This window comes from Leisingera sp. ANG-Vp (genome assembly GCF_000813725.1).
In the GTDB taxonomy this organism is placed as follows: Bacteria; Pseudomonadota; Alphaproteobacteria; order Rhodobacterales; family Rhodobacteraceae; genus Leisingera.
In genome coordinates this window covers 1-26704 of sequence record NZ_JWLD01000074.1, presented here as the reverse complement: position 1 = coordinate 26704, position 26704 = coordinate 1, and the positions used below count along the sequence as shown (strand labels likewise).

Annotated in this window: 27 protein-coding genes; 14 read left to right on the top strand and 13 right to left on the bottom strand. The window is 57.8% G+C overall.

Translation table 11 applies throughout. The annotated features are described in order from the left end of the window. Nucleotides 1-498: 498 nt before the first annotated feature. Nucleotides 499-1869 carry an aspartate ammonia-lyase gene (locus tag RA20_RS20915; protein WP_039133280.1) on the bottom strand — a complete coding sequence of 457 codons (1371 nt, stop codon included), beginning with the start codon at nucleotides 1867-1869 and terminating at the stop codon, nucleotides 499-501. Nucleotides 1870-1985: 116 nt separating this feature from the next. Then, nucleotides 1986-3272 carry a dicarboxylate/amino acid:cation symporter gene (locus tag RA20_RS20910; protein WP_052249113.1) on the bottom strand — a complete coding sequence of 429 codons (1287 nt, stop codon included), beginning with the start codon at nucleotides 3270-3272 and terminating at the stop codon, nucleotides 1986-1988. Nucleotides 3273-3477: 205 nt separating this feature from the next. Here RA20_RS20910 and RA20_RS20905 point away from each other — a divergent pair, with 205 nt between their 5' ends. From RA20_RS20905 to RA20_RS20865, 7 genes are all read left to right on the top strand, one after another. Then, nucleotides 3478-4377, top strand: a complete 900-nt coding sequence (locus RA20_RS20905) for a LysR family transcriptional regulator (protein WP_039133278.1) — start codon at nucleotides 3478-3480, stop codon at nucleotides 4375-4377. A gap of 748 nt (nucleotides 4378-5125) precedes the next feature. Continuing rightward, nucleotides 5126-6325: a plasmid partitioning protein RepA gene (gene repA / locus RA20_RS20895; protein WP_039133273.1), complete on the top strand. Its 1200-nt coding sequence runs from the start codon at nucleotides 5126-5128 to the stop codon at nucleotides 6323-6325. Continuing rightward, on the top strand, nucleotides 6310-7296 hold the full coding sequence (gene repB / locus RA20_RS20890) for a plasmid partitioning protein RepB (protein WP_039133270.1): 987 nt from the start codon (nucleotides 6310-6312) through the stop codon (nucleotides 7294-7296). The genes repA and repB overlap by 16 nt, the downstream gene beginning before the upstream one ends. Before the next feature lie 235 nt (nucleotides 7297-7531). Beyond that, nucleotides 7532-8590, top strand: coding sequence for a plasmid replication protein RepC (gene repC, locus RA20_RS20885; RefSeq protein ID WP_039133267.1), 1059 nt, complete (start codon nucleotides 7532-7534; stop codon nucleotides 8588-8590). A gap of 1066 nt (nucleotides 8591-9656) precedes the next feature. Further along, on the top strand, nucleotides 9657-10217 hold the full coding sequence (locus RA20_RS24810) for a hypothetical protein (RefSeq protein ID WP_052249112.1): 561 nt from the start codon (nucleotides 9657-9659) through the stop codon (nucleotides 10215-10217). Between the two features lie 390 nt (nucleotides 10218-10607). Then, a complete protein-coding gene (locus tag RA20_RS20870) occupies nucleotides 10608-10829 on the top strand; it encodes a type II toxin-antitoxin system CcdA family antitoxin (protein ID WP_039133263.1) in 222 nt (73 codons plus the stop codon). 11 nt (nucleotides 10830-10840) lie between these two features. Further along, entirely contained in the window at nucleotides 10841-11134 is a 294-nt protein-coding gene (locus RA20_RS20865; protein ID WP_039133261.1) for a CcdB family protein, read from the top strand. A 539-nt stretch (nucleotides 11135-11673) separates the two neighbouring features. Here RA20_RS20865 and RA20_RS20860 read toward each other — a convergent pair. After that, entirely contained in the window at nucleotides 11674-12687 is a 1014-nt protein-coding gene (locus RA20_RS20860; RefSeq protein WP_241482307.1) for a LysR family transcriptional regulator, read from the bottom strand. 72 nt (nucleotides 12688-12759) lie between these two features. Here RA20_RS20860 and RA20_RS20855 point away from each other — a divergent pair, with 72 nt between their 5' ends. Further along, nucleotides 12760-13224, top strand: coding sequence for a nuclear transport factor 2 family protein (locus tag RA20_RS20855; RefSeq protein ID WP_082018083.1), 465 nt, complete (start codon nucleotides 12760-12762; stop codon nucleotides 13222-13224). A gap of 123 nt (nucleotides 13225-13347) precedes the next feature. Continuing rightward, on the top strand, nucleotides 13348-14166 hold the full coding sequence (locus RA20_RS20850; protein ID WP_082018082.1) for an alpha/beta hydrolase: 819 nt from the start codon (nucleotides 13348-13350) through the stop codon (nucleotides 14164-14166). 480 nt (nucleotides 14167-14646) lie between these two features. Here RA20_RS20850 and RA20_RS25575 read toward each other — a convergent pair whose 3' ends face one another. Both RA20_RS25575 and tnpB (RA20_RS20840) read right to left on the bottom strand, forming a co-directional pair. After that, a complete protein-coding gene (locus tag RA20_RS25575) occupies nucleotides 14647-14946 on the bottom strand; it encodes a hypothetical protein (protein WP_152618577.1) in 300 nt (99 codons plus the stop codon). A 70-nt stretch (nucleotides 14947-15016) separates the two neighbouring features. Next, a complete protein-coding gene (gene tnpB / locus RA20_RS20840) occupies nucleotides 15017-15310 on the bottom strand; it encodes an IS66 family insertion sequence element accessory protein TnpB (RefSeq protein WP_052249110.1) in 294 nt (97 codons plus the stop codon). Nucleotides 15311-15784: 474 nt separating this feature from the next. On the opposite strand from tnpB (RA20_RS20840), the gene RA20_RS20835 reads away from it, so the two are divergent. The 4 genes from RA20_RS20835 to RA20_RS20820 all read left to right on the top strand — a co-directional run bounded on the left by RA20_RS20835 (nucleotide 15785) and on the right by RA20_RS20820 (nucleotide 17631). Continuing rightward, the gene (locus RA20_RS20835) at nucleotides 15785-16147 is read left to right on the top strand and encodes a DUF2958 domain-containing protein (protein ID WP_039133257.1); all 363 of its coding nucleotides are present in this window, start codon (nucleotides 15785-15787) and stop codon (nucleotides 16145-16147) included. Between the two features lie 184 nt (nucleotides 16148-16331). Continuing rightward, nucleotides 16332-16847, top strand: coding sequence for a hypothetical protein (locus RA20_RS20830; protein WP_039133255.1), 516 nt, complete (start codon nucleotides 16332-16334; stop codon nucleotides 16845-16847). Nucleotides 16848-17020: 173 nt separating this feature from the next. After that, on the top strand, nucleotides 17021-17380 hold the full coding sequence (locus tag RA20_RS20825; protein WP_052249109.1) for a thermonuclease family protein: 360 nt from the start codon (nucleotides 17021-17023) through the stop codon (nucleotides 17378-17380). Between the two features lie 17 nt (nucleotides 17381-17397). Beyond that, nucleotides 17398-17631, top strand: a complete 234-nt coding sequence (locus tag RA20_RS20820; RefSeq protein ID WP_027255789.1) for a DUF6429 family protein — start codon at nucleotides 17398-17400, stop codon at nucleotides 17629-17631. Here RA20_RS20820 and tnpC read toward each other — a convergent pair. The 3 genes from tnpC to tnpA are packed head-to-tail and all read right to left on the bottom strand — an operon-like array spanning nucleotide 17612 to nucleotide 20064. Further along, on the bottom strand, nucleotides 17612-19249 hold the full coding sequence (gene tnpC, locus RA20_RS20815) for an IS66 family transposase (RefSeq protein WP_039133249.1): 1638 nt from the start codon (nucleotides 19247-19249) through the stop codon (nucleotides 17612-17614). The genes RA20_RS20820 and tnpC overlap by 20 nt on opposite strands. 60 nt (nucleotides 19250-19309) lie before the next feature. After that, nucleotides 19310-19660, bottom strand: a complete 351-nt coding sequence (tnpB, locus tag RA20_RS20810) for an IS66 family insertion sequence element accessory protein TnpB (protein WP_039133247.1) — start codon at nucleotides 19658-19660, stop codon at nucleotides 19310-19312. Next, nucleotides 19657-20064: an IS66-like element accessory protein TnpA gene (gene tnpA, locus RA20_RS25155; RefSeq protein ID WP_082018081.1), complete on the bottom strand. Its 408-nt coding sequence runs from the start codon at nucleotides 20062-20064 to the stop codon at nucleotides 19657-19659. Before tnpA ends, tnpB (RA20_RS20810) begins: the two co-directional genes overlap by 4 nt. Nucleotides 20065-20282: 218 nt before the next feature. Here tnpA and RA20_RS20805 point away from each other — a divergent pair, with 218 nt between their 5' ends. Beyond that, a complete protein-coding gene (locus tag RA20_RS20805; RefSeq protein ID WP_039133243.1) occupies nucleotides 20283-20594 on the top strand; it encodes an H-NS histone family protein in 312 nt (103 codons plus the stop codon). 100 nt (nucleotides 20595-20694) lie between these two features. On the opposite strand, the gene RA20_RS20800 is transcribed toward RA20_RS20805, so the two are convergent. From RA20_RS20800 to mobF, 5 genes are all read right to left on the bottom strand, one after another. Continuing rightward, on the bottom strand, nucleotides 20695-20913 hold the full coding sequence (locus RA20_RS20800) for a MarR family transcriptional regulator (protein WP_039133240.1): 219 nt from the start codon (nucleotides 20911-20913) through the stop codon (nucleotides 20695-20697). Between the two features lie 464 nt (nucleotides 20914-21377). Further along, complete coding sequence (locus RA20_RS20795) at nucleotides 21378-21680, bottom strand: hypothetical protein (RefSeq protein ID WP_039133238.1); 303 nt, start codon at nucleotides 21678-21680, stop codon at nucleotides 21378-21380. A gap of 151 nt (nucleotides 21681-21831) precedes the next feature. Then, a complete protein-coding gene (locus tag RA20_RS20790) occupies nucleotides 21832-22611 on the bottom strand; it encodes a hypothetical protein (RefSeq protein ID WP_052249108.1) in 780 nt (259 codons plus the stop codon). Between the two features lie 384 nt (nucleotides 22612-22995). Further along, nucleotides 22996-23487 (bottom strand): hypothetical protein, encoded by a 492-nt coding sequence (locus RA20_RS20785; RefSeq protein WP_039133234.1) that lies wholly within the window; start codon nucleotides 23485-23487, stop codon nucleotides 22996-22998. Continuing rightward, a complete protein-coding gene (gene mobF / locus RA20_RS20780; protein ID WP_039133231.1) occupies nucleotides 23484-26468 on the bottom strand; it encodes a MobF family relaxase in 2985 nt (994 codons plus the stop codon). Before mobF ends, RA20_RS20785 begins: the two co-directional genes overlap by 4 nt. Between the last annotated feature and the right edge of the window lie 236 nt (nucleotides 26469-26704).

Below are 26704 nucleotides of genomic sequence, written 5' to 3'. Positions count from 1 at the left end.
GAGCAGGCACCCGCCGTTTCCTACCTACCCTCTCCGCAATCATCTAAACGTATGATAGCACACAGCTAACGGCAACTTTGCGCAAAATCGTGGGGGTTGAAAAGTGTAGGCAGCGTCTCCGCGCTAGACACCCCGGCCGACCTTAAACCGCCACTTGCCGTAAACATGAAACGCTGCGCCGCCACCCGATGGGAAGTCCTGTTGTCAACACGTCCTAAGCATACCTATCCTGGCAGGCTCAGGTGGCCCCAAACGGTTACTGTCCTCACTTCAGAGATTTCGCGGCGCAATTTTTCGAAGGAGCCATTCACGGATAGCACAACTTTTAAAGCGTTACCCTTCAGATTTGCCGCCGGTGTCCAAGTAGCCTTATTCAGCGAGTTCGATAATTGCTCTGCGGAATGCCATTTGCGGCGGTCTCTTCCCCCATTCTGAAATGTCGCCATCCACTTCCAACGCGAACAGACGCAAGACGTAGAAGGGCTTTAGGCCCTCTTCTTAATCAAGCCCGAGAACTTGGCGTACTTGTTCATCCGAAAGCAGGCCCATTTGCGATACCGCCTCAGAAACGCTAAGCCCCTGCAACTGTGCTTTCTTGGCGACTTTAGATGCGGTTTCATAGCCAACATGGGGTGCCAGCGAAGTGGCCAGTGCCAAGCTGCCGGTAAGGAGATCTTGGCAACGGGCTGTATCGGCCTCAAGCCCTTCAATACAGAGCAATGACAGTTGCTGGATCGCGGCCACCAGCGTATTTGCGGTCTCAAGAACCTTGTGGATAATAACAGGTTCCATCGCATTCAATTGCAGCTGACCTGCTTCGGCCGCCATTGTGACGATAAGATCATTGCCGATTGCCTGATAGCAAACCTGATTAACCATTTCGGGGATCACGGGATTTACCTTCCCCGGCATGATCGACGAGCCGGCCTGCACTGGCGGCAGCAGAATTTCACCCAGACCAGCTCTTGGGCCGCTGCTCAGCAGCCGCAGGTCATTGCAGATCTTTGAAAGCTTGACCGCGATACGTTTGAGCGTGCTGGAGTACATGACGAAAGCGCCCAGATCCGAAGACGCCTCGATCAGGTCATCAGCCGGTACGAGATGAAGGCCCGAGCCTTCCGTCAGATTGGCCACTACCCGCTGCTGATACCCCTCGGGCGAATTGATCCTGGTGCCAATGGCAGTGCCGCCCAAATTGACTTCGCGCAACAGATCTGCCGCCTCGTCCACGCGCTGAACGTCTTCGCGGATGGTGTGTGCAAATGCTGCCAGTTCCGCGCCCAGGGTCATTGGGACAGCGTCCTGCAATTGTGTACGGCCGATTTTGGCGACAGCTTGAAAGCATGACGCCCTCTCATCAAAGGCCGCACTCAGGCGGCGCATGGCCCCGGTGAGACGCTCATTGGTGAACAGCACCGCCAGTCTGATTGCCGTGGGATAAACGTCGTTTGTGGATTGCGACTTGTTCACATCGTCATTGGGATGAAAATGGCTGTAATCACCGCTGCTTTTGCCCAGAATGCTCAGCGCGCGGTTTGCTATCACCTCGTTGGCATTCATATTTGTCGAAGTGCCTGCGCCGCCCTGGATCACGTCGACGACAAAATGCTCGTGGTGCTGACCTGCAATGATCTCATCGCAAACCTTGGCAATGATATCCGCTTTCGATTGGTCAAGTATCATCAGCTCAGCATTGGTTTGGGCACATGCCTTCTTTACCAGCGCCAAGGCACGGACAATCTCCGGGTAGTGGCTGATCGGAACACCGGTGATCGGGAAATTGATCTGAGCCCGGCGTGTTTGTGAGCCGTAAAGCGCGTCAGCCGGAACTTCTATCTGGCCAAGGCCGTCGGTTTCAGTACGGGACATAGCTGCTCTCGTTGTGCAGGTTTTCAGGGCGCGGGCCAATCAAGCCGGGCGCAATGCTTATGAGAAGGGTGCGGGGAGCCTTCTGCGAGCCCCCCGCACCGGGTCTTGAGACCGGATTACACCGGCGTCTTGAGCGCGTGAGGCACGTTGTAGACGTCCTCTTCCAGCTCATCTTCCGACTTCGCAACCACAACGGTACAGGCCGCATCGCCGGTCACATTCAGTGCGGTCCGAGCCATATCCAAGATCCGGTCGATGCCTGCTATGACCGCAACGCCCTCCAGAGGCAGGCCAACGGACGTCAGCACCAGGGACAGCATAACAAGACCTGCACCAGGCACGCCGGCGGTTCCGATGGAGGCGAGCGTCGAGGTCAGGATGATGGTGAAATAGTCGCCGGTGCTCAGATCGATGCCGAATGCCTGGGCCACAAAGATGGCGGCAACGCCCTGATACATACAGGTGCCGTCCATGTTGATCGTTGCCCCCAGCGGCAGAGTGAAGCTGGAGACCGAGCGCCCGACACCCAGGTTCTGCTGAACCGCGGTCATCGTCACCGGAAGCGTGCCAGAGCTTGATGTACTGGTAAAGGCAACCATCTGAGGCTCGATGACCCCCTGGAAAAAGCGCACGGGGTTGAGCCTCGTGAGCATGGAGACAAGACCGCCATAAACGACCAATGCGTGGATCAGGCAGCCAAGATAAAGCGCGAATATCACCTTCCCAAGCGGCAGCAGAACGTCCAGGCCATAGGTGCCTGCAACCCAGGTGATCAAGGCAAATACGCCATAGGGCGCAAACGAAATCACGATTTCAGTCAATTTCATGATTGCCGCATTGAGCGCCTCGAAGAGGTTACGGAGGGGCTTGGCCGGCTCACCGGCCAGGTTGATCGCAAGACCGAACATAATGGCAAAGAAAATGATCTGCAGGACGTTCCCATTGGCAGCCGCTGCAACCGGATTGGTAGGGATAATGCTGATCAATGTGTTGATGAAAGGCGGCGCCTCACGCGCCTCCATTGCTGCGGCCTCTCCCAGCTCGATGCCAACACCCGGCTGGATCAGCAGGGCGAGCCCGACACCAATGGTGATCGCAAACGCCGTTGTGCCGAGATAGAACGCAACTGTTTTCAGCCCGATCCGGCCCATCCTTGCCATATCACTCACCGAGGTCATGCCGCATACCAGCGAGACAAAGACAAGCGGCACGATCAGCATCTTGATCGCAGAGACAAAAGCGGTGCCAACCACCTTGATTGACGTCGCAGCCGTTTCATTGCCTGTGCTGTTGAGAATGACGCCCAAGATCGCGCCCAGCATCAGCGCAATGGCGATCTTTTTCCAAAGCAGGAGGTTTCGCCAAGCTGCGAAGCCGCCTGCTTTTTGTTTTTCCATGTTCATGAGTTTCTCCCCAAGACTGGTTTCCGCCCCCAGATCCTCCTGACCTGCGATACGGTTGCCGGGCAACTAGCACTTGGAATTGCGGCGCGGATTGCAAAGGACGATTGGATGTTGCAAAGTTTGCATCTTGCATTTCTTGCAACCCACTTGCGTCAAGTAGTATGCAAATGTATGCAACAATCACTGAAGCTGATGGAGCGCTGGCATGGAAATCGAGTTGTTGGAGGACTTTCTCGCCCTCTCGTCCACACGGGTGTTTGCCAAAGCAGCCGAAGTCCGCAACATCAGCCAGTCTGCATTCACGAGACGGATCAAGAACCTGGAGTTCTGGATCGGGACGCCGCTCTTTGACAGGAGCGTCCACCCTGTCGCGCTGACCGAAGCGGGCGAGTCTTTCAAATCAACGGCCTATGACATCATCAGAGCCATGGAAGACGCGCGGCAGGAAGCCAAGGGCATTGCCAAGAGAAGTGATGAGGTGCTGGAGTTTCATGCCCTGCATTCCTTGGCGATTTCTTTCTTCCCTCAATGGCTGGTGCAACTGGAGAAAATGATCGGCCCGGTTCGCTGCAGGGTAACGGCAGAGGATTTTTCCGGCTGTATCGAAGCCGTTGTCTCAGGCTCCAGCGACTTTGTACTTAGCTTTCACCACCCGGCTGTCCCCAGCTTTCTGGAAAGCAAGCAGCACCCCTACGTGACAATCGAAACGGACACGCTGATTGCCGTTAGCGCTGCTGACCGCAACGGGTTGCCATATTTTACTTTGGATGGAGATGGCCCGGTTCCGTTTCTCAGACACCCTGCAGACAGTTTCATGGGCAGAACCACACAAATGATCCTCGAACGCGACGATACCGCGTTCGAAGTCGACTTTAGATACGAAAACTCGATTGCAGAAGCAGTAAAGGCCGCATGTTTGCAAGGGCTTGGAGTCTGCTGGATGCCAAAACTTGCGGTCAACCAGGAACTCGCCGACGGGCGCTTGGTCAAGGTTAGCGATGAACGCCGCGAAGCCAGTGTTTCAATCCGCCTCCACCGCACGGAAGAGACCGCAAGACCGGCCGTGGAGCAATTTTGGTCACTATGCACGTCCTTGGCCAAGTAGAAAAATTGTTAGCGAATTCCCTGTTAGGCGATTTGCCTTGCAAAGCCAGCTAGCCTAGGCAGAGTTTACTTTCCCTCCTAGAAGTAGATCAAACTATGTAATAGTTTCCTTTGGGTACGAAAATAGCCAAGGTTTCACCGCATCAGTGCATGGCCCTCTGACAGAACCAAATTTCTCTCGCTGCAAATGTTTTCGCACAATTTGCGAGAGCCTTACTGATTCCTTCCAACTGTTCTCTCTGGTCCGACGGAGGCGCTGCAGGAGCGCGAATTGGCCCAGCAGGACAAAGTCGGACCAATAGATCAATTCCTTTGGCATCTGATCCATCGGCACCGAGATCGAAACCACCGCAACCGGTTCAACGTCACAGAAGTCAAAGCCCTGCATCACCTCCAAAACCGCAGCCCGAACACCGGTTCACCCAGACGCACAAGCCCGCTTTAGCTGGCCAGCAGCAAGCCTGCCACGACAATTTTCTACCTTGCACTGCTTGGCCTTTCCACCGCAGCCATCGAAGGCCCGGTCAAAACTGCAGCCGTAAAACAGGGCTTCTAAAAGCGGAGACACCGCAGTTCAGACCGTGGCACTCCATTCGCCGCTGTGGATAACTTTCCTACTATATCTAGAATCTACTTGCCGGACGGGTTAGTTCATGGCATTTCACTTCTGACGGCATTGCGCGTCAGATACGCCTTCCGCCGTCAGAACCCCAAAGAGCCCCCACAAAGGCCACGAGAGGCAGCAGAGCATGGATGAGCATAACCTCGAATTTGCGCAGGCAATAGGCTCAAATGAGATCGGGGCGTTTGCAGATAATTTGGCCGAGTCGCTCGACCGGCAGATGAAGATTGCCTTCGAACCTGAAGTACGGAAGACCCTACGGCGCTTCAGCTCCAGCGAGGTGGCCGAGATGCTGCGGGTCAGCACATCCAACCTGCGCAACCGGCACAAGGATGGAAGCTTCCCGGATGTCTTTACTGACAATCGAGGTCACAGGTTCTACAGCGCAGAAGAAATCGACACATTGCGCGGGATCTTGGGGCGGACCGGCAAAAACGCTGCCGCATACCAGCCCGGCCGCCGAGAGGGTGACCGGTTACAGGTCATTTCCATGGTGAATTTCAAAGGTGGTTCGTCCAAGACAACTGCAACGATACATTTGGCACAGCGTTATGCCCTGCGCGGCTACCGCGTGCTGGTGCTGGATCTTGATCCGCAAGCCAGCCTGACCACGTTCTTCGGCTTCCGGCCCGAGTTGGAGTTTGCCGAAGGCGGGACAATCTACGACGCGCTACGCTACGAGAACCAGGTTCCCCTCTCGGCCGTTATCCAGAAGACCTATTTCCACAGGCTCGACATGGTTCCAGCTGGCCTGATGCTTTCGGAATATGAAACGGAAACGGCAAATGCCCTTTCCAACCGCATCCGGCCGATTTTTGCAGAGCGGTTGTCCTTGGCTTTAGAAGAAGTCGAGGCCGACTATGATCTTGTGCTGATCGACTGTCCCCCACAGCTGGGCTTTATCACCCTGACGGCGCTGGCAGCCTCCACCGGTCTTCTGGTCACCGTCATTCCCGGGATGCTCGACATTGCATCCATGAGCCAGTTTCTCAAATTGGCCTCCGAGACTGTGAAAGCCGTGGAGGACGCGATCGGCAAGCGTGTCAGCTGGGACTTCGTGAAGTTTCTGATCACCCGGTATGAACCTTCCGATGGCCCGCAAACGCAGATGGCTGGTTACCTCAGGTCCATGCTCGCAGGCCAGGTCATGACGGAACCGATGCTGAAGTCCACTGCGATCTCGGATGCTGGGATGACGCAGCAAACCATTTACGAGGTTGATCCCAGCCAGTTGATCCGCAAGACGCTTGACCGCGCTCTGACCAGCGTGAACAGCGTCGCCGATGAACTGGAACAGACGATTCAGATGGCATGGGGGCGGCGCTGATGGGACGCAACATCTTCAACCAGACACCCGAAGCGGCCAAGGATACCAAGGCCGCCTCCCCTGCCCCGGCGAAGCGTGCAATGCTGGCCGGATCGGTAGGAGGGCTGCGAGACAGCCTGCGCGAGATCACTGCGAACTCCATTCGCGACATTGCGCCTGACCAGATTGAGCTGGACGGCCTGCAGGACCGCCTGGTGCTGGAAGACAGCAGTATCGAGGAGCTTGCTGAAAGCATCCGCAAACATGGCCAGCAAGTCCCGATTTTGGTGCGGCCATCAGACCAGCCGGACCGATATCGCATCATTTACGGCCGCCGCCGGCTAGCCGCGGTCCGAAAGATCGGCGGCACCATCAAAGCCATTGTCCGCCCGCTGGACGATGAAGCGTCGCTCATAGCCCAGGGTCAGGAGAACAACTTAAGGCTCGACCCGTCTTTCATAGAGAAGGCGCTGTTCATCCGCGAAATGGAAAATGCGGGCTACAAGTCGTCTGTCATTCAGGATGCGCTTGGCTTGTCGCGGCAGGGTCTGTCGAACCATCGGGTGATAACCGGGCAGCTGCCGATGGACCTGGTCTATCTCATAGGCCCGGCGCATGGCATCGGCCGACGCCAATGGGCGTATCTGGCCGATCTGGCTGACCAGGTGCCGCTGCTGGACGTCGCTCGGAGTACACTGGCATCTCTTCCCGGTCACACGGCAAGCCCCGAGAAGTTTCAGGCAGTTTATGCTGCGGTGCAGCAATACACCCGCGATAGCAGCAGCAAGGCTGAACGCAGCAACCAGGCGACCGTTGTGAAGGACGCCAGCGGCGCACGGCTTGGCACGCTCGCCATTGATGGGCGCTCCGTCGCTATCAAGATCCTGCGCAAGGACAACCCGGATTTCGGCCAATGGATTGAGGAGAATGCTGAAGTCATGCTTCGCAAGCTCTTTGACCAATGGCAGAATGAGAGCGGCCCGGGGTCCTGACCCCGGCCATACCGAAAACACAAACAGAGGAGAAAGGCGAAGGCCCCAAAGAAAAGAGCCCCCAAGGTTTCCCCTGGAGAGCCCTCATCATCGATTAGCACCCATGATGTAGCAATCTCCAGCAACACGGTCAAGAGTCACCGATTCGGTGGACAGCTTTTTATTGCCTATTCTCAGGTATTCGCTTGGGAAGGGACCGGGGGAGTGCGGACAAAACGGCCCTCGTTCATTGAGCATGACATTTACAAAACCATCGACTCACGCCGCCTGCCCCGGGGCAGCCTACAACGTCGACCAATCTCCAGAAACCGCCGACATTTGGGCTGTTTTCCGCGCCCTCCGTGATGCCCGCAGCCATTTTGGACTGCGCCCGGCTCATCTTCAAACGCTTCAGGCCATGCTCAGCTGTCTCAAGCCTGGCCATGGCGAAACCGTTTTCGCTTCCAACACTGAGCTTTGCCGACGCACAGGTGGGATCGACGAGCGCACGCTCCGCCGCCACATCAGCCGTTTCATCCAGCTCGGCTTCATGACGCGGCATGAGAGCTCAAACCGGAAACGGTACCGGATCCGGGCAGCAAACGGCGATTGCATCAGCTTCGGCCTGTGTCTCTCTCCGATGTTCAAACGCGCTTCTGAGTTTCTTGAAATCGCACAAATGCTGGAGGATACACGGCGCGACTGTCTCTTTCTCCGCAAACAGATTCTCGCTCTGCTTGCCCAAATCGACGCAGCTGATCCAAACAGCACCTTCTCTGACGGCATTCGGAAAACGCTCCGCAGAAAGCTGACCATTGTTGAATACCGGTTCTTGCAGCGCGAAGTGGAAGCTGCCCACCACGCCACGTCCACCGTGATGGACATGGATGAAACACCTGTTTTGCCCGCCAATGACGGTCAAATTGTCCGGCACCATTCTAAGTCTAAAAAGGAAAGTAAAGATTTAGATAGGCCGCAGGAGGACAACAAGCCAAATGTCCGTCTGCTCACCGCCGTTTGCAAAGAAGCAACATCCTTTGCTGAGACGGATCTGCTTACTTGGGAAGATGTCGAGCAACATGCAAAGACTCTAGCTCCAATGATGGGAATCCATCCGATCACCTTCGACAAAGCAAAGGATGCAGTCGGTGCCTGGAAAGCTTCCAGCGCTGTCTTCATCATTCTGCAGTTCGGGAGCCGGATACGAGACTTTGCTGCATACTTCAGCAGTGTAACCCTCGGTAGGCGGGAAACCCAGTTTAACCCCCCTGCTCTACTGGCACAATTGGCACGTGCTGAAAGCCGGTTGGCGTGATGTCAACCACTATGAATGTGTTCTTGCGGCAAGACCACGAGAGATCGGCGAACTAAACTCCTTCATCCCGGCTCTCATCACTTCATGGGAATACCCGACCGCAGATTTATCTAGCTGCCAGGTGGAACAAAGGGAAGATACTTTCAGTATGTCCACCGCGGTGGACATCTTTCTTAGTCCAGAAAAAGCATGATCTAGTAAAGGTCCGGGATCGGGTTAGCGCAGCTATGAACCGCAAGAAAGACGGCAAGGGAATACTGGAATCTAAAGGGCGGGTGTCTGGATACACTAAGCCCAAAAGGAAATGGCTTCTGTCTAATTTCCTGATTCCGGCTTGGGAAGGGAATCAGAACACACAATTCCACCACAACTAACCTTACTCCTCTGCAGAATTTGCTGAACGAGCTGGAGGGTCAATCGCGAAATGTGTGCGACCGCAAAGAAGCTGTCGATAGACAGGATGGAACGCTCTTAAGTATTCACTACGACGCTGGATGTTGTCGGCGCGGAACTTCCCTTGCCTTGGCTAGCAACGCGGCCAGGTCAAGGCGATACAGGGCATAGAAGAGACCTGCGCAATCAACCCGGAAGGTAGCTTGAATCTTGAAATCTTGAGGTCCGATGACGCCGTTCAGATCCAGCAGTGCAGCTGTTAGCCAGATGACCCAGGGCCTTTTGGTGGAGGATAGGACCCTGTCCAAGGGTCCGCTGATCAGCGAAGTTCTAGCAAACATGCTGAACGATGCAGTTGGGGAGGACCACGCACAGAAATGGACTGGGGCGCCTTCCAGCGGATTTTTGGGTGGACATGTAAGAGCCGTTAAGCGACAAGTGGCGATGCAATGTAATGTCCACCGCGGTGGACATTACATTGGCCTGGCGATGTTCGCAGAGATCAATTAGGATTTGGCGCGCCTATGCTCCCACTCAGCAATACTAGCCGTGCCACACGCTAAACAATGGCATCTTCTTCTCACCTGCGAAAGCAATCTTCAATACATCGTCGGGCAGGCGCTGCAGCAGCGCCGTACCCTCCCGCGCCGTGCAGCCAAGTTTCGAAATTATTATGCGTGCGGCCTATGAAGTGGTGAGGTTGTGGCCGCCGCTCTTCCAGGGCGAACGATGTCCGAAAAGATCGGCTTCAGAAAAACCAACCGCGAAGGAGGACGACCATGTTGTGTTAAGTTGTCTGGACGTGTTCATCAAATCCGTATCGATCTGTGTTGTTTGCCGAAAAAGAGAGGTACTTGCGCGCGGCAAGACCAGTTCGGATCCGGACGAGATTGCATCGATTATTTCGCAACATACCACCAAGACCGAGCAGATTGCGTATAAGAGCGACATTCTGGCCATCTGGCTCACTTGCGAGTTGGAGAAACGCTTCCTTCCCATCAGCTGCATTGATGTCCGCCTGGCGCACAACGCGCTGTCGCGGTGGATCAACAAGTCCATTCTCCGGGGGGGCCGAGGTATCAAGGCCGGCTTGCATCGGTCCGTGAACGTGTTTGAGGAGCATCGTAGTCGGTCCCGGGTTTCAACCACCTTAAAGCGCTGCGCCGTTCTGAGGTGCAGTTACAAACCTGCGGCTTTGGTCAGGTTCACTTGGAAGCGGTTTCAGCGTCCCTGAGAGCGTCGGGTCATTTGTGGTCGAGGCTCTGGCCGTGCTGCTGATTATTCCATGACAAGCCAGACAGGCACCGCTTAACGGTCGGAACGGAGAGGGCAGGGGAGCCGTTCTGAAGTGATGCGCTCTTCCGGGGATGAAGAGGCTGATCAGTTGCGGATCAGGTGTGAACTGGTCCGCACCGCGGCGCCAAGGCCTGCTTGAGAAATGAGCCCAGTCCTCGGCATAAGCCCTGCTGGCACTGCCGCGGGTGGTTTCAGCCAGTTGTCCAATGAGCCGGAGCCCGCAGCAGACTCCGGAGCAGCGGTTTTCTGGCCGGGCTAACTTGAGATTTGAGATCACCAGGCATATGCTTTATACTCCTCATTCATACGGGTAAAAAGGACGCCTGCCATGGGACGCGCAAAAGTTAACCTTACGCTCGATAGCGTTGTGTCCGCAGAGGCTAGAGCCCTTGGTCTCAATATGTCCCGCCTTGCGGAGGCAGCCATTTCTGATGCCATACGGCTTGAACGGAACCGGGTCTGGCGCGAGGAAAATCGGGAGGCGCTTGAAGCGTATGCCCGGGAGGTCGAGGAAAACGGCTTGCCGCTTGCTCAATACCGCACGTTCTGACGGATGTTCTAATGGCTCAGTTCGACGTTTTTCGCATGCAAAGCGGTATTCTTGTCGTCGATCTTCAGACCGATTTGATTGGCATTAATGCGTCCAGGATTGTGGCGCCGTTGCGGGAAGAGGGCGCATATTCTGCCTTTCCCGGTTTGACACCGAGGGTTCGGATAGATGGAGACAGCTGGATTGTCCGTATTCAGGAACTGGCGGCGGTTCCAGGGGCAGAACTGCGGGAGCGGGTTGGGTCCCTGCACAAGGAGCGGGATCAGCTGAAGCGCGGTCTGGATATCCTGATCGACGGCTTTTGACAGTCTCATCGTGAGCAACACCGTCGCCTCGCGGCTCGGACCAGAGGTCATCGCGCCTAGTTGGGTTGCGCAGGCGATCTTAGCCACTGAGAAATGTAAACCGGACGTTCCTGCGTGTTTCTAGCAATTTTGCTTATGCCTCTGGAGGGTATTCCCTTATGTCCGGTAAGGGGAGTCCATCTGACACAATAGAATACCTGTAAGATGCGGCGGATTGCACTCTATATTGTGACCATAAGCGTCGTCAGCGGATAATGTTGAGCTATGACCTACTCCCGTCCGAGCCTGAATTGTGATTTGCAGGCGATACCCCGGGTGGCGCCCTGAATCATCCGGGCCCGGGCGGAATCCCCTGAGGATGCGGCATTTTTGTCTGGCGCTGTGCTCAGCAACCTGCATATGGGGCTGCGGCGTGATGAAGTGCCCTAAGCTTTGCTACTGGGTACGCTAGCGCTGCGGGCCGCATTGTACGTTCTGAAAGGGCATCGGAGCTGTGCGATGCGTCGTCCCTGAGACCAGCCCGGGTCGGCGGGCGGAATCTATCTATTCCGGCGACATGCCGCTGAGCGGCCGGTTGCGGTCGAAGCGCTGCACTGGGCGTTGTAGTCACGCGGGTCAAGGCCAGCAGCTCTGATAGCTGCACTGATAGCCTCAATGACCGCGTGCACCGATTTCGGAGCGAGGGCGCCATAAGCGTGTACTGCGAAGATTGGTTCTGGTTCGTTTTCCCTTACCGGGCATAACCGCACGAGACAACCTGCTTGGAGGTCTTTCAAAACAGCAATGTCCGGCAGAAGTGCGATCCCCAGGCCTTCCCGTACAAATGACACCAATGCTTCAATCGTGTTGCTGCGGAGGCTTGGGGTGAAACGCGCCACGGAGGATTTGGTGCTGCCGGCAACCGGAATGTTGTGCTCTACTGTTAAAGGTTCGCGCATGTGCGCCAAGTAGGGGAGTGATTGAACCCATTGGCAATAGGCCGGGTCTGCGGCTGCAGGTGCTTCTGACATCAAGGCGGGCGAGACACAAAGAACATCGCATATTTGGCCTATCCGCCGTGCGCGCAAGCTGCTGTCCGGCAGGTGTCCGACGGTTATCGCTACATCGATGCCTTCTGAAATGAGATCAAGGCGTTTGTCCTCGGCTATGACAAAAGGCTCAAGCCGAGGAAACCGTTGCTTCAACCGGTGTATCGCAGGGGCGATAACCGGGCCGATGAATGCATGCGGTGCTGTAATTTTCAGTGGTCCAGCCGGCTCCGCGCCAAACACTTCCATTTCTGTTTCTGCCCTTTGGGACAGTGCAAGCAACCCTTTGCAATGCTGATAGTATTTTTCCCCGGCGGGTGTCAGCACAAACTGGCGTGTCGTCCGGTTCGCCAGCTTTACGCCAAGTCGTTCTTCGAGCCTTTTTAGGTTTTGGCTGACCGCAGACTTGGCAATTCCCAGATCCTCCGCAGCCCGTGAGATAGATCCGGTTTCAACGATAGCAACAAAGCTAAGCGGGAGTGGTGACAGCATCTTCAGTTCTCTGATTGTGAACAATGATTTCACATTTAGCCTGTTTTTAAAACAGTGTAAGGCGCGCATTCTCTTCCAAGAAATGCAAATCAAGGAGAAACTCTCATGACGCCCATCCGATCCGTAGCCGCGGCTGCAATTGCATTTGCCGCCATGACCGCCCAGGCACCGGCTCAGGAGGCCGAAGCCCGCGCCGCGAACGAGTATGAGCTGAGCCTGGCCGTCGCATCCGCCAGCCGCGCTTGGCGGGAGGCTTTCAACGCTGGCGACGCCGCTGCTGCAGCGGCTATGTACGAAGAAGATGCCATCATGGTTGCCAAACCTTTCGGCAGATTTGAAGGCCGTGAGGCGATCCAGGGGTTCTGGAAAAACGTAATAGCACAGGGGTTTGATGACGTGATCTATTTCAACACCACAACAACTGTTGTGGACAAAACCTTGACCGCTGCGCGTGTTTCAGCGGACTGGGAAATGAACAATGCCCGGGGCATCATCACCAACGAATTGTGGGTTTTGCAGCCTGATGGCACCGCGCGCCTTCGCGAAGACCACTTTGAAGTTGCAGAATAACATTCACTGCGGGCGTCTGGTGTACAAGCGGGCGCCCGAGACTGCCGGGCTGTTGTCCGGAAACACCATGAGGCACGGCCGGAAACGCGGCCGTAAGACACTGGCAACCAGGAGCATTGGCAAGTGCCGAATATCGACAGTCAATTTGACCTCCGCAGGCGGCATCCCATTGCCCGGTACCACTTGCTGGCAAACTTGGTTCAAAGCCATGTTGCACGCTGCCGGTTCCGCTGTTCCCTGGATGTCAGCTATGGCAGCAGTGCAGGCCAGAAGCTCGATGTCTTCCCGGCCCAAGTCAGCAATGCCCCGGTATTCCTGTTTATCCATGGCGGCTACTTCCGCGCGCAGGACAAAAGCCAGTACCGCTACATTGCAAACCGGATGGTCAGGCAAGGCTGCACTGTTGTGCTCGTGAATTACGACCTTGCACCAAAAGTGCCGGTAGCGGAGATCATCCGCCAGGTTTTGACATCGTTTCACTGGGTGCGGGAAAACATCCCGGAGTGGAATGGTGATCCGGAGCGGATAACTTTGTGCGGGCATTCTGTGGGCGCCTTTCTGGCCGCGCGGATACTGGAAGCGGATTGGACCGGCGGCAGCGGCATCCGGAAAGCGGCGCTGCTGAGCGGGCTCTTTGACCTTGGTCCTATGAAGCGGTCCTATTTGAACCGCGACTTGCATCTAAGCGACGCGGATGCCGCGAACCTCAATCCCCGCGCAGAAGCAATAACTGAGCGCCCGGATATCCTTGTGGCAGCTGGAAGCCGTGAAACGGGTCAATTCATCTCTCAGTCAAAAGACTACAGCAGTCAGCTTTCACGTGCCGGTATCCGCGCCCAGCTGATGGTTTTGCCTAAGATCAACCACTACTCCATGTCCCGCCTGCTTGTCGGCAGACGAAACCCGGTCATGAACTGGATATCAGATAGTTCTCAGTTTTAAACATGGCCGCCAGCTGGCGAACGCCACCTGCTGGTCCGGCCATGGCATCGGGACTCAGTTAGTTGCAGTTTTTCTAAAGAGCAATTCGGAGATAGAACTGCTGGTTTGAAGGCTGGGACCAATTTTATGCAGAGCCTGCCCCCTTTCCGTTACACATCCCAGCCGGGGCCGGTATTTAACTGTTATGGACCTAAGGCTTGTGTATCCGGTGGAGGTCGAAACTTTCAGCTAGCGCTTGATTGTAACACGCAAGGATCACTCTATAAGGTGAATTGCTACAATTGTTTGCGAATGGGAGCTCTGCGGAAACGATGCACTGCGACAATTGCGCAAGACCAAGGACAGTAAAGGGTCGGAATTACCTGCATCATCTTGGAATGGCGTATTCCGATCGTCATCACGGCTGGTGGCACCTTTCTGAACCGCACCGGGTTTGCCGGAGGCTGATTTCAGTTAGTTACGCGGCAATATCCTCAGTTTTCAGAGCGGCGTAGAAATTGACCTCTGCTTCTGCCGACGGGATGTTCCCGATAGGCTCAAGCAGACGGCGGTTGTTGAACCAATCCACCCATTCGAGTGTTGTGATCGTCCGGTGAAGGTCAGATTGAGCTGCTCCAGGCTTTCCGATTTCGACCCGAAGCGGTACCGGTTATGGCCCGACAACTGATGCTGAAGCTTCTCGATCAGCAACGCCTGGGATTTGACCTCGGCGGCCAGTATCGTGTTGATGCGCCGCAGCTCAGCCGGGTCGTCAGGGGCAGTATCCAAGTCCTTCAGCATTGCCACCCCTATACCGGAGCCAAGGCCGAAGGTGAATCCTGAAGGCGCTTAATGCCCATTTTTTATTGATCTATCCGACGCTCAGCGGCCGCCAGGTCTTTTGCGGCATCCGCCAGTCGATCCCTTCCAGAAGCATCGAAAGCTGCGCTGCCGTCACGCTGATTTTGCCGTCTTTCGCAGCGGGCCAGACAAACCGGCCTTTCTCCAGCCGCTTCGAGAACAGACAGGCCCCCTGGGCATCCCACCAGATAATCTTCAAGAGATCCCCGCGCCGCCCTCGGAACACGAACAGATGGCCGGAATAGGGATCTTCCGCCAAGACCTTCTCCGCCTGCGCCTCCAGCGTGTTGAAACCCCGGCGCATGTCGGTCACCCCGGCCGCCAGCCAACATATTGCCGCACAGCCGTGCTCTGCCAGTTTTGTTGTCTTGGGCCTGCGCGTAGCTCTATCCGCGTGCCATTGCGCCGTCGTCGCACGAACAGTTTTTTCTGCTATCCGCGAGCACTGCTTAGACAATTGCAATGCGCCTAAGCTGTTTAAGCGTTTCGCCGATTTTCCATCATCTCGATTGTCTTGGGGTTCGGGCGAGCCGAACGCCGCTGCGACGAATGTCTAGGGGGCTCTTGCCCCCACGCGCCCGCAACCGGAAATCGCCGTGACCGTGTCCTCGGCTGCGCCTGCGGGCCGCACCACTCCCGGCGTTTTCCGGTTGCAGTTGCTACCCCCTACGCTTCGCCAGCGGGTCAGGTTTTAGAGGCGGCGCCCTTTCAGGGCTCTGCTCAAAACCAGAGCTAAAGGGGACAAGCCGATGGCTCACCTGCATAGGAGATATTGGGAATGAACTTGTTTGCGAAGAGCCAATTTGAGGAACTTCTGAAAAACGGAGCGATTGCGAACCAGGAGAGGGCAGGGGAGGTCGCTGAGGATTTGACACGCCAGCCCGTTGTGAAACTCTTCACCCCTTGGGGGGCCGCAACTTGGCTGCTGAGCGAGATTGATCCGGAGGACCGGGACATCGCCTTTGGTCTGTGTGATCTGGGAATGGGGTGCCCAGAGATCGGGAGTGTTTACCTTCCTGAGCTGATGGCCATCCGGGGCCCCTTCGGCTTGCGGGTCGAGCGTGACCTCCATTGGACGCCAAGCAAGCCTCTGGTGGAATATGCTCGGGAGGCACGTATACACGGTGCCATCCAGGCCTGAGTTGAGTCCGAGTTTGTAGGGAGCTTGGGCCTGCCTCAACCGATGGGCTAATACTCTATGCTCCTTAGGGCTGCTGACCGGCCAGCGCTGGTCAGCACAACCTGCACGAATGAATTGCCAACGGCGGCGCTGGCGCTCGAATAACCGGGCCCAGACGCCGGATAAATTGAGGACCACATTTCTGATGACTGAGATTATGAACACCTTGCGCCAGACCTGGCGTTCCGCGCAGCTCTATATTGGCTTCCACCGGGATCAGAAGGGGGCCCGGCGTTTACAGCCAAATGTGTGGCCGCCAAAGAATGCCAATGCCAGCATTCACAGCGACCCAAGCGAACAGGAAGCCTTTGTCGTGGTCAAAAGCGCGCAAGGGGATCCGGAGCAGGACGTGCAGATTAAACTGCGCCCGGACAAGATCGTGCTGCGCCGTGATTTTCAGGACGCATGGAATGGGGTTCTTGTAACCGAAGACTTTGTATCTGTTGCGGTGGCCGGGATTTCCATCCGGATCAATCATGATGGTTCGATCACCCGCGAAAGCGAGACAGATACCACTTGGGTTGAAGCGGATGGGTCCGTTCTGAAGAAAACCGATTTTGCTGAGGCCAGCATTTCGGCCGATGGAATAGACTTGAAGCGCCGCACACCCGACAGCATCGCCGCTGTGGGAAAAGATGGGGTGATCGCAAAATCACGGTAGGGCAATTGCGGTGTTCCAGTTCTTTGACGCGGGCGTAGAATAGTTTCGGCTTGCCGCTTCAGGTTCTGCGGCAATTTATGCCGGTGGAGAGGTCTTAAGGCCCGTTAGTCAGCCAGTTTCATATTGGGGACATTGGGTCTCTGCACTCAGTTGCATTCTCTTGAGGACACAGCATGAGGTTACTTCTTGCGGCACTATTCCTTTTTTTGGCCGTTCCGGTTCAAGCAGCGCCAGTCAGCAGCCGGGATATCTACCTGATAGACGGCGACACGGCAGATGTTGGAGGCGATCGTTTCCGGCTCGTGGGGTACGACACCCCGGAGACTTACAAGCCTCAGTGCAGCTACGAACAAGCCCTGGGCGAAGAAGCAACGCGCCGTGCACGTCAACTGGTGCGTGATGCTGGAACAGTCGATTTCATTATTCTGCCAGGCCGGGGCAAATACGGCAGGGGATTGGCGCGGATTATTCTGCACGGCAATGATTTGGGAGGTAAGGCTCCGGCGAAGACCGCGGTCCCTTTTGCTCTGTGATGTGATACCCGTTGTTCATGGAGATCGAAGAGGACAAGATTGACGACGCGGTTCTGGGATTGCTCTGGTTGACGCTGCATGATGAGCGTCGCGCCTGGAAGGGAATGGACTGGTCGGCACTGGATCGATTGTATCGGAAGGGTTTGATCCATGACCCGGTTAACCGAGCCAAATCTGTCGTGCTGACCGATGAAGGGCTACAGCGCTCAAAGGCCCTGTTTCAACGGTTGTTCACGCGGCCGCCGCAGTAGCGCCCTCACGGGCTTTCCAGTTCCAGGGCAAAAGTTCCGGCACGCGCGAGACGGGGATGTCGGGCAGCCGGGCGAGGGCATCGGCCAGCCACGCCTGCGGGTCGATATTGTTCATTTTGGCAGTGACGATAAGGGTGTACATGGCGGCGGCCCGCTCACCGCCGCGCTCGGAGCCGGCAAAAAGCCATGACTTCCGGCCCAGGGCCACGCCGCGCAGGGCGCGTTCGGCCGCATTGTTCGTCAGGCAGATGCGTCCGTCATCGAGGAATGCGGTAAAGGCCTGCCAACGGTCCTCTTTCTCGAACATGTAGTTGATCGCCTTGGCCACCTTGTTGTGCCTGGACATTTTCGCGCGCTCTTCCTGCAGCCAGTCATGGAGATTATCGACCAGGGGACGGGAGAGTTCCTGACGGACGGCAAGCCGGGCATCGGCATCCAGCCCATTGATCTCGCGCTCGATGTCGAAGATGGCGTCGATCCGTTTCACCGCTTCCAGGGCGGCCGGCGAGATCTGATGGGCCGGTTTGTCCTTGCGGACATTCCCGGCAATATCCGCAAGTTCGAAGAACTTCCGGCGCGCATGCGACCAGCACAGCGCGCTGGTCACGGGCCCCGGATCGCGGTCCGCGCGATAGAGGTCGTTGTATCCGCCATAGGCGTCGGCCTGCAGCACGCCTTGCCATCCGGCAAGATGCTGATTGGGATTGGTTGCCGCGCGATCACGGGAGAAGCGGAAGAACGCGGCCGGTGGCGCGCCACCATTCCAGGGCTGGTCATCGCGCACATAGGTCCAGAGCCGGGCCTTTTTTGCACCGCCCCGCGCCAGGAGCGGCACGGTCGTGTCATCGCCATGCAGGCGGTGCGCGGCAAGCACGTGGTTCTCGATCAGAGCATGGATCGGCTGCAACGCGACTGTGGCATGCCCGACCAGGTCCGCCAGGGTCGACAAGCTCAACTCGACGCCTTCACGGGCGAAGCGTTCGGCCTGCCGGTTCAACGGCTGGTGCTGGCCATATTTCTCGAAGACCAGCATGGCGATCAGGCTGGGCCCGGCCCATCCGCGCGGGATCGCATGGAACGGGGCCGGTGGCTGGCTGATCTTCTCGCAGGCCCGGCAGGTGAACTTCTCGCGCACGGTCTGGATCACCTTCCACTGCCGCGGGATCACCTCCAGCGTCTCGGTGACATCTTCGCCCATCTTCACGATCCGATCCGAACCACAGCAGGTGCAGGCGGCAGGTGCCTCAACAACAACCCGCTCTCGCGGCAGGTGATCGGGGAACGGCTTGCGCAAAGGGTGGCGGCGCGTGAAGGCGCGCACCTTGCTGGCCTTTTCAGTCGCCTGTTCTGCGGCCAGGGCATCCTCGGTTGCCGCCGTTTCCAGCTCTTCGAGTTGCAGTTCCAGTTGATCAATCAACCGCGCGCGCCGTTCCGACGAGATGCCGTATTTGTCGCGGCGCAGCTTGGCAATCTCAAGCTTGAGTTCTTGGATCATCGCTTCCGAGCAGGACACGACGGCGCGGGTCTGTGCCAGCTCGCTTTCCGCAACCTTTGCGCGGGCCTCCGCAGCGGCCAGGGCGGCGCGTAATCTCGCAAGCTCGGAAGCGGTATTCGACATGGCGGATGTCTATCATCCGGGCTCGAGGGGCGCCAATAAAAACAGGCCGGCTGGAACAATTTATCCAGCCTTTGCAGGACGTTGCGTCCAGCGCGGATTGCGCCAGTCGATCCCCTCCAGAAGATAGCCCAGTTGTGCCGCAGAGATCTGCACCGCCTCGCCGGACCGGCTCACCGGCCAGATGAACTTGCCCGCCTCCAGGCGCTTCAGATACAGCGACATACCCACGCCATCATGCCACAGGATCTTGACCAGATCGCCCTTGCGGCCCCGGAAGCAAAAGAGCTCGCCCGCATGGGGATCGCGGCCGAGCCCTTCTTGCACCTGCAACGCCAGGGTGTTCATGCCCCGCCTCATGTCGGTGACGCCGCCCGCAATCCACACCTTCACGCCAGCCGGAAACGCGATCATTGCCGATCCACCACTGCCAGAAGCCGTGCAAGTGCTTCGGGCTCCACGCCCACCGGCACGATGAGCCGGCGCCCATTCGGCAGGGCTATCTCAACCTGACAGTCCGGGGGCGGACAGGAATCAACCGGATTTGCCTGCGACGCGGGAGCTCCCTTTGCCACGGTAACCGGCGCGAACGGCACCGGGCGAGAAGAACCAAGCTCACCGTTTCGATACTGCCGCCGCCAGGTGGTCAGGAGCGACCGGCAAATGCCATGCCGCCGCGCTGTGGCTGCCGCTTGTCGGTGGCCGATAAAGCTCTCCTCCACGATGCGCAGTTTATCATCATCTGACCAATACCGGCGGCGATCACCATCGGCAACGGAAAGAACTTCGATTTGAGGGCGGTTATTGAAGTCGGACATAAGGCCGGACTTACCATCGGATCAATCCCGAGATCAGGCGGCCGCCGCCGGAGCCTTACTTTGGGAGGTATTCTCATTTCCGAGGGCTTGGCCCGCCGTTATACCAGAGGCCGCAGAAAAGGATGGTGCGGCTGAATTCTGGCGTCACGTATTTGTGGCATGCGACCGGCATTTGATTTATGCGCGAATTTAGCAAAACACAGCCATGGGATTGAACAATGAATTTGACTGACATGTCTTCCGCCGATTTGAAGCAGCTTCAGGCGGATGTTGCTACCGCGATTGAGGCGCGGGAGAAGCAGGATTTACTGTCGGCTTATCAAGCTGCAGAAGAAGCCGTTTCGGCATTCGGATTCTCGCTTGCTGAAGTGATTGCCGCTGCGGGGGCAAAGCCAAAGTCCAAGGCTGCTCCGAAGTACCGCAACCCCGCGAACCCGGAAGAGACTTGGACGGGCAGGGGGCGCAAACCCAAGTGGATCATCGAGGCGCTAAAAGCCGGCACTGATATCGCTTCCCTGGAAATCCAGTAAGCGGTTGAAGGGCGGCGGCAGCTTCCTGCGCCAGACCAAAACACAAGATTGCCAGGATGTGCTTCTGTGCATCCTGGCATTTTTCTTTCCCGATGCCCGGTCAGTGGGCTGCCAGCTCGCTGACGCCCAGGGCCGCGCGCCCCCATTCCGTGACCCTGTACATGGCGGATCCGGCATCCGCATTCGGATCCCGGCCGCGCTCAATCAGCCCGTTTTCCAGCAGGATGCGAAGCGACGCGGAAACCCGGTTCGGCTGCAGGCTGAATTCCAAGCCTCTGCCATAGATGAACCGAAGCACCTGACGCTCATGTTCCGTCACATCAACTCTCCTTGCTGCCGGGATCCGAGGAAGCATAAATGTTTCTGTAACACAACTCCCTGATAATGGGAGTTGAGGCCGTAAAGGCTCTCACATCAACATTGCAGTCGATCTGCGGGTGCCTTCGGGCGCCCGTAATTCTTACGGCCTGCGGTTTTGCAAATCTTGCCCCTGATGCTGGCCAGCTCCAAAGGAGGTGAGAAGGTTGTTAACCGGCGCCGAGCTACGATCAGCAAGGCTTCTGACCGGTTCCAGGAGCGGTGAGCAAGGGAGAGCGAATTGCCAGCAAGAGGACTGCTGTTTTTTCTGACGGCGTGCTGGACCCTGGTGTTCGGGATCTGGTCGGGCTTGTTTGCCGCCGGGTGTCTCCTCTTCCTGCACGGCATCACAACCGGTTCCTTTTTTCGCACAGTTGATGAAGTCAGTTTTCCCGGCCGCGGCTGATCTGTTCAAAAACCGGTCTGCTAAATCGTCAGGAAGAGCGAGGCCAGTGCACCAAGAATACCTGCCACCAAAGCAGAAGCTACCAGCTGAACCGCGCGCGTATTGCCACGGAACATGCCAGGCTTGGCCATGGAGAGGGCAAAGGCGCACATCAGTTTAAAGGCGGACCACAGCAAGGCGATGCTGCTCACCAAACCGGCAATAGGCCAAACAATGTGCCAAAGGCTGGTGGCGGACTTCAGAACGTTGAAAGCCCCTCCTGCGAGCGATCCAGACACAACAATCAAAGCCGCTGCTTTCAACGCATAGTCCGCTGCCCTCATGTCGCATTTGTAGACCCTGTGCAGGCGCTCGGATTGAAGCTGCTTCGGGCGGTCTTCTGGTTTCTGTTTTCGCTGCAGGACTCTTCTTAGGGTGGCTTTCCTGAACCCAGCGACCTGTCTTGTCCGGTTTGCCGGTCTCTGGCGGGCTGCATCATTTCCCCAGCTTGGTCCAGTCAGCAGAAACCGTCTTTGCCTGCGGTGCCGGGGAGGCAGATGGCACAGGAGGTTTTCCGGAGCCAAAGATCCTTTCCATCTGCTGGCCGAAGAAAGCCCGTGTGATGGTGGCCCGGTTTCCGGCGTATCCGTGGTACGCAGATTTTCCGGAGGCAAGCGGCAGGCCGGCCCAGATGCGTGCGAGGTTGTCCATGAACGCAGCCCGGGTAATCCGGCCAGCTGCGACCCTCTGATACCCTGCATCCGAGATCAGCAACGCGGCCATCCGGTTCTGTGTTTCCCGGCTGAAGCGGGTGGCATCCGGAAGCCCGAGACGCTTCTGCAGATTAAGCAGGGTCGAAGGTATGATCTGGAAATTCCCGATGGCATGGAGCTGACCGGGCGTGCGGTCGATCCACGTGTAGATTTCCGCAAGCGTCATCTGGGAGGGCTTCTTGCCGGGCTTCACCTTGGCGCCGTGGTGGATCGCATCATACCGGCCGCGGGGTGCTTCAGCAAAGGCGATGAGGGCAAACAGCTGTTCAACGCTGGAGCCAGAAGGCAGCTGGAAGGAGGCGGGGGCAGGGGGCTGCTTCCCCGGCCGGGAACGCTCGAAGGCATCAAGTGCAACCCACTCGCTTTCCCGCGAAGAGAAGTCCCATCCGTTTTCTGAGGTGGGCGGGGCTGAGGCGAGGCTTTCACGGATTTCAGCGGTCTCTTCCAGGCTGAAGCTGCCCGACCTGGACCATCCCTCAGCAGAGACAACCGCAGGGGCCAAGAGCGCCGTCAGGAGCGCCCCAAAAGCCGTCCTTGTCCTCTGGCCCAGAGAGAAATTGAGGCGCTTTGCGCGGCTCCGTTGGCGGGCATTTGGCTCAGCCCTCCTCTAGGAGTCGGGCCAGCAACGCCCAATTCGGCCCTTCGGTCCTCATAGAAGGTCCACACATAACGCAGCAAAGCTGCAATCAGCGCAAGACGCTGATTTAATTGCCAAAAATGATCTTTTGGAAAGTTTGATATGGCAGCACCTTGTGAAGCCCTATTTTTAAGGGTTCCGAAGCCCCAAAAACGGCCCATGGCAGGGGGCGTGGCACGGTCATGCCACGCGAATGGCACGGGATGGCACAGAATAGCAGGCCGCTTTCCGGCTGTTTCAGAGAGGTGCTCACCGCTCGATCTCCGCTTCTGTTTCCAGCTCTTGCTCCTGGCCGCCACGCTCCTGATCGCGCAGGATCGCCGTCTGAACAGAGGCCTCGTTTTCCCGCAACCGTTCCAGCTCGGTATCCCCGAGCAGCCGGGATTTCACATGGGCTTCTTCCACGGCCGAATTCGCCAGTGCGAGGATCGTTTGATGCTCCTCGTTGCTCTCGCTCATCAGCGAGGCGATCAGCACGCGGGTCATTTTCATCTCCAGGGTGGCGGCATGGGTGAGGCTTTGAAGCGCCTCCGTCTGGCGCGCAACGGCTGCTTCCAGGGCGGCGAGTTGCGCGGCCAAAGGGGTGTTGCCACCGGCATTGGCCTGCGCGTTCTCCAGCTGCTCCAGCAGGCCGGTAATGGCGTTGTCCAGTGCCTTGGGACGGTTCCCGTCCAAGCCAGCAATCAGCTGCCGGGCCACCGGTCCGAGGACAATCCGAACGTTCTGCGATGCCTCACTCATCGTTCAATCTCCTTCTGGCGTTGCAGGATCAATTCGGCCTGCTTTTCGACTTCTTTCATCTTCTCCTCGAAGAGGCCGGGCAGGGTGGGGGTTTGCGCGTCTTTCTCCCTGGCCTCTTTCTCCTTCGCCGCCGCTGGTTTTTCCTGAGGCTGTTCCCTGGTCTTCTCCTCCTCGGGCTGCCGCTCACGGGCGCCCGCAAGACGTCCATCCATCCAGGTATCAAGCGCGGTCTGGCGGAGGCCGGTTTCCCGCTCGATGGTCCTGGAAAGGCGCTCGGGATCCTCGGTCAGCAGTATTGCCTCATCGCGCGCCCGGCTGATTTCGACGTAGAAACTCTTCCGGGTCGCCAGCCGTTCGGTGGAGCGCATGGCCACGATCACGCGGTCCACGGACTCGCCCTGCACCGCGTGCGCGGTGGCGGCATAGTCATGCTCCAGTCCGCGGGCGGCGAGGCTGCTGCCCGGTACGGTGACGCGGGCGCCGTCCGCTGTTTCAGCTTCAATGACGCCGCCAGTGATTGATTTGATTTCAGCCCGAAGACCGTTCCTGATGCCGCTTTCCGGGTCCGTGATCCGGAACCGCACCTGGTCGCCTTCAGCCATGCCACGGGCCTCGCGCTCATAGGCCACAAGCGCCTTTCCAAGCTCCCGCTGATTGAACCTCGCAGCGAGGGGCAGGGTAGTCAGGACACCGGTTTCCTCATGCTCCACAGTCAGCTTGTTGCCCCTGTGATCGGCTTCCCGGACCACATGGAGGTCGTTCTTTCTGAGGCCGTATTTCTTGCTTGTCGCCACGGACATGACGACATCGCCGGGTGCGTAACTGCGAGCGTCGGCCAGCATTGCTTCGGTGAGCTGGCGGTTCAGCAGGCCGTTCACCTTGACCTCCTCGGAGGCGATGCGGCCTTCCTGCCGGAGGCCGTCCCGCACCGCCTCGTTGATCTCCGCGCGGGCAGCGTTGGTGAGGGCGAGGATCCGGGTTCCTTGCCGCTCTGCCGGAGTGAGCGCCAGGAACCTTTCAGCTGCCTCTTGCCGGGGATCGTCGACCTTCAGAACATTGTCTTCCATGCGGTTGAAGGCTGCCGTGATTTCCCCGCGGATGGAGTGATAGACGGCTGCCTTCAGATCATCATCCCGCTGGCGGCGGATCTCGTCCATGACCGCCGTCCGCATCCCGGCTTTCTGCATCTGGGCAAAGGGCTGACCAGCCGCGACCGCGTCGAGCTGCTGCGTGTCGCCCACGAAGACGACGCGGGGGGCGCCGGTGCGCTCGGCGTAATCCATGAAGCTGCGCATGTCCTGGGCGGACACCATCGAGGCTTCATCGACCACGAGGATGGTCCTGCTGTTGTCCACGTCCTGAGGGTGGTGGCGCTCAGCGGTAGTGATCTTGGCGAGGGTTTCCGCACTGCCAAGAACACTGGCGAGTTCCCGCACGGCCTGGTGGCTGGGGGCAAAGCCCTTCACCTCATAACCGCTCTGACCGGCGTAGTGAGCCATGCGTTCCATCATGAAGGTTTTGCCGGTGCCCGCGTAGCCCTGGATGCCGGTATAGCGGCCATTGCCGGTCAGAGCGGTTTCGATTGAAGAACGCTGGCCGTCTGTGAGGCTGCGGACAACATTCAGTTTGCGGGCCAAAAAGCTATCACTACTCCGTCCCGCTTCGGAAGTAAGGGTGAGACCGTCTGATTTTTCGGCTTTCCGCCAGGTGGTCAGAATGGAGCGTTCCAGTTCCACAGACGCCTTGTCGGTCAGGATCTGCCCGTCCCCGCCGCTTTCGAAGAGCCGTCCTGCCTTGATCTGGCGGTTGATTTCCGCATCCACCGCCTTGAAGTCTGAGCGGTATGCGAAGTGCATTGCCGCCACCGTGAGATCTGCCCGGCTGTAGGCGGATTCCCGTTCGCTGATATGCGCGATGGCGCGATCCACAGCCAGTGCGGGGTCAGTCGGCACGCGGGTCACGGCTGCCTTGCTGGTCAGTAATGACCTGGCCTTTTCGAACATGCCAACCGGCTGGCCGGGCTCCGCAACGGGGGCGATCGGGCGCTGCCGATCAAGCGGCACCACAGGCTGCGGCGCAGCGTGCCCCATCCGGCCGAGGTCCAGCTGGTCCCGGCTGAGCCCGGCAGCCAGCGCATCCGCGCGCCAGGTTTCCCGCAATGCATCCCGGTCGATTTCCTTGTGCTTGGCTGCACGGGTGGCGAGTGCTGCCTTGCTGGCGTTATCGGCCGTATATTCGACGCCTTTCTGTTCAATTGCCTGCAAAATTTCCTGCCGCCGCTTGGAAAAGGCTTCAGTTACCTCCTGCGGAATTCCGGAGATATTCACCTCTCCGTATTTTCCGCGCTCCGTGGCAATTCCAAGATCCGCCATCCGGTTCTCGAAATCGGAGCGGTAGATCTCTGTAATGATCTTTCGGTTTTTGTAGACGGCGTCATTCCGGAGTGCCGAGAATCCGCCGTTTTCGTTTTTCACCATGTTTGCAATGACCGCATGGCTGTGCAAATTCGGATCCAGTGCACGGGACGTATCGTGCCGGTAAATTCCGGCAATGATGCCTTCCCCGTTCTTCGTGACGATTTCCCCGTCCTGCTGGAAGCGCGTTTTAATGAACCGCTCTTCCACCACAGCCATAGCCGCGCGCACCGCGGCATCATGGGCGTCTATGATGCGCGTATCACCGATCACCAAAGCTGCCACGGAGGCCGACTTGGAAGCGGAAAACGTGAGGTCGAGCCCGGGACGGTGCTGCCGTTCGCCGTCCACATAGCGGCCCATCAGCTTTCCGTCTGGAGCCAGGCCTTCGAGCAGCTGCGCGAACTGTTTGTCATCGGCATAGCCGGTCAGGCCGTTTTCTTCTGCCGCCTTGCCGAACCAGGCGGCTGCCTTTTCGCCTTCCTCGGTTCCCGCTTTGTAATAGCCTTCCTGTTTGTAATAGCCGCTGGCCGCTGCCCCGGCCGAGACGGTAGATATCGACATCATGTCACTTCACTCCCCGGATGGCGGTTTCCATCGCCAGCAGTGTGCTGGCGGCGGATTTCCTGGCTGGAGGCTCCAGCGCGTGTTCCGGCCGGTTGGGTGTTTTCCTGTCCGGCTGGGTGCGGCCAACGGCGGGGGAGGCGCGGACAGAGAGGGGCGGGGGCGGGGGGGCGGGTTTTTCCCCCCCGTTCCCCTCTTTTGGCCGGGCCCCCCGCGGCGCTTTCTCGGGTGGCCCCCCC

Bases quoted from the DNA above. Each gene is read 5' to 3' on its own strand.
- tnpB (WP_052249110.1), bottom strand. From the start codon at position 15,310: ATGCGCCGGGGTTTCAACACGCTGGAGGCGCAGGCGGAGAAGGTCTTG.
- RA20_RS20795 (WP_039133238.1), bottom strand. From the start codon at position 21,680: ATGAGGGCAGCGGACTATGCGTTGAAAGCAGCGGCTTTGATTGTTGTG.
- RA20_RS20785 (WP_039133234.1), bottom strand. From the start codon at position 23,487: ATGAGTGAGGCATCGCAGAACGTTCGGATTGTCCTCGGACCGGTGGCC.
- mobF (WP_039133231.1), bottom strand. From the start codon at position 26,468: ATGATGTCGATATCTACCGTCTCGGCCGGGGCAGCGGCCAGCGGCTAT.
- RA20_RS20830 (WP_039133255.1), top strand. From the start codon at position 16,332: ATGACTGAGATTATGAACACCTTGCGCCAGACCTGGCGTTCCGCGCAG.
- RA20_RS20905 (WP_039133278.1), top strand. From the start codon at position 3,478: ATGGAAATCGAGTTGTTGGAGGACTTTCTCGCCCTCTCGTCCACACGG.
- RA20_RS24810 (WP_052249112.1), top strand. From the start codon at position 9,657: ATGCGTGCGGCCTATGAAGTGGTGAGGTTGTGGCCGCCGCTCTTCCAG.
- RA20_RS20835 (WP_039133257.1), top strand. From the start codon at position 15,785: ATGAACTTGTTTGCGAAGAGCCAATTTGAGGAACTTCTGAAAAACGGA.
- RA20_RS20855 (WP_082018083.1), top strand. From the start codon at position 12,760: ATGACGCCCATCCGATCCGTAGCCGCGGCTGCAATTGCATTTGCCGCC.
- RA20_RS20865 (WP_039133261.1), top strand. From the start codon at position 10,841: ATGGCTCAGTTCGACGTTTTTCGCATGCAAAGCGGTATTCTTGTCGTC.
- RA20_RS20825 (WP_052249109.1), top strand. From the start codon at position 17,021: ATGAGGTTACTTCTTGCGGCACTATTCCTTTTTTTGGCCGTTCCGGTT.
- tnpC (WP_039133249.1), bottom strand. From the start codon at position 19,249: ATGTCGAATACCGCTTCCGAGCTTGCGAGATTACGCGCCGCCCTGGCC.
- tnpB (WP_039133247.1), bottom strand. From the start codon at position 19,660: ATGATCGCGTTTCCGGCTGGCGTGAAGGTGTGGATTGCGGGCGGCGTC.
- RA20_RS20805 (WP_039133243.1), top strand. From the start codon at position 20,283: ATGAATTTGACTGACATGTCTTCCGCCGATTTGAAGCAGCTTCAGGCG.
- RA20_RS20910 (WP_052249113.1), bottom strand. From the start codon at position 3,272: ATGAACATGGAAAAACAAAAAGCAGGCGGCTTCGCAGCTTGGCGAAAC.
- RA20_RS20870 (WP_039133263.1), top strand. From the start codon at position 10,608: ATGGGACGCGCAAAAGTTAACCTTACGCTCGATAGCGTTGTGTCCGCA.
- RA20_RS20915 (WP_039133280.1), bottom strand. From the start codon at position 1,869: ATGTCCCGTACTGAAACCGACGGCCTTGGCCAGATAGAAGTTCCGGCT.
- repC (WP_039133267.1), top strand. From the start codon at position 7,532: ATGACATTTACAAAACCATCGACTCACGCCGCCTGCCCCGGGGCAGCC.
- RA20_RS25575 (WP_152618577.1), bottom strand. From the start codon at position 14,946: ATGCTGAAGGACTTGGATACTGCCCCTGACGACCCGGCTGAGCTGCGG.
- tnpA (WP_082018081.1), bottom strand. From the start codon at position 20,064: ATGTCCGACTTCAATAACCGCCCTCAAATCGAAGTTCTTTCCGTTGCC.
- RA20_RS20820 (WP_027255789.1), top strand. From the start codon at position 17,398: ATGGAGATCGAAGAGGACAAGATTGACGACGCGGTTCTGGGATTGCTC.
- repB (WP_039133270.1), top strand. From the start codon at position 6,310: ATGGGGGCGGCGCTGATGGGACGCAACATCTTCAACCAGACACCCGAA.
- repA (WP_039133273.1), top strand. From the start codon at position 5,126: ATGGATGAGCATAACCTCGAATTTGCGCAGGCAATAGGCTCAAATGAG.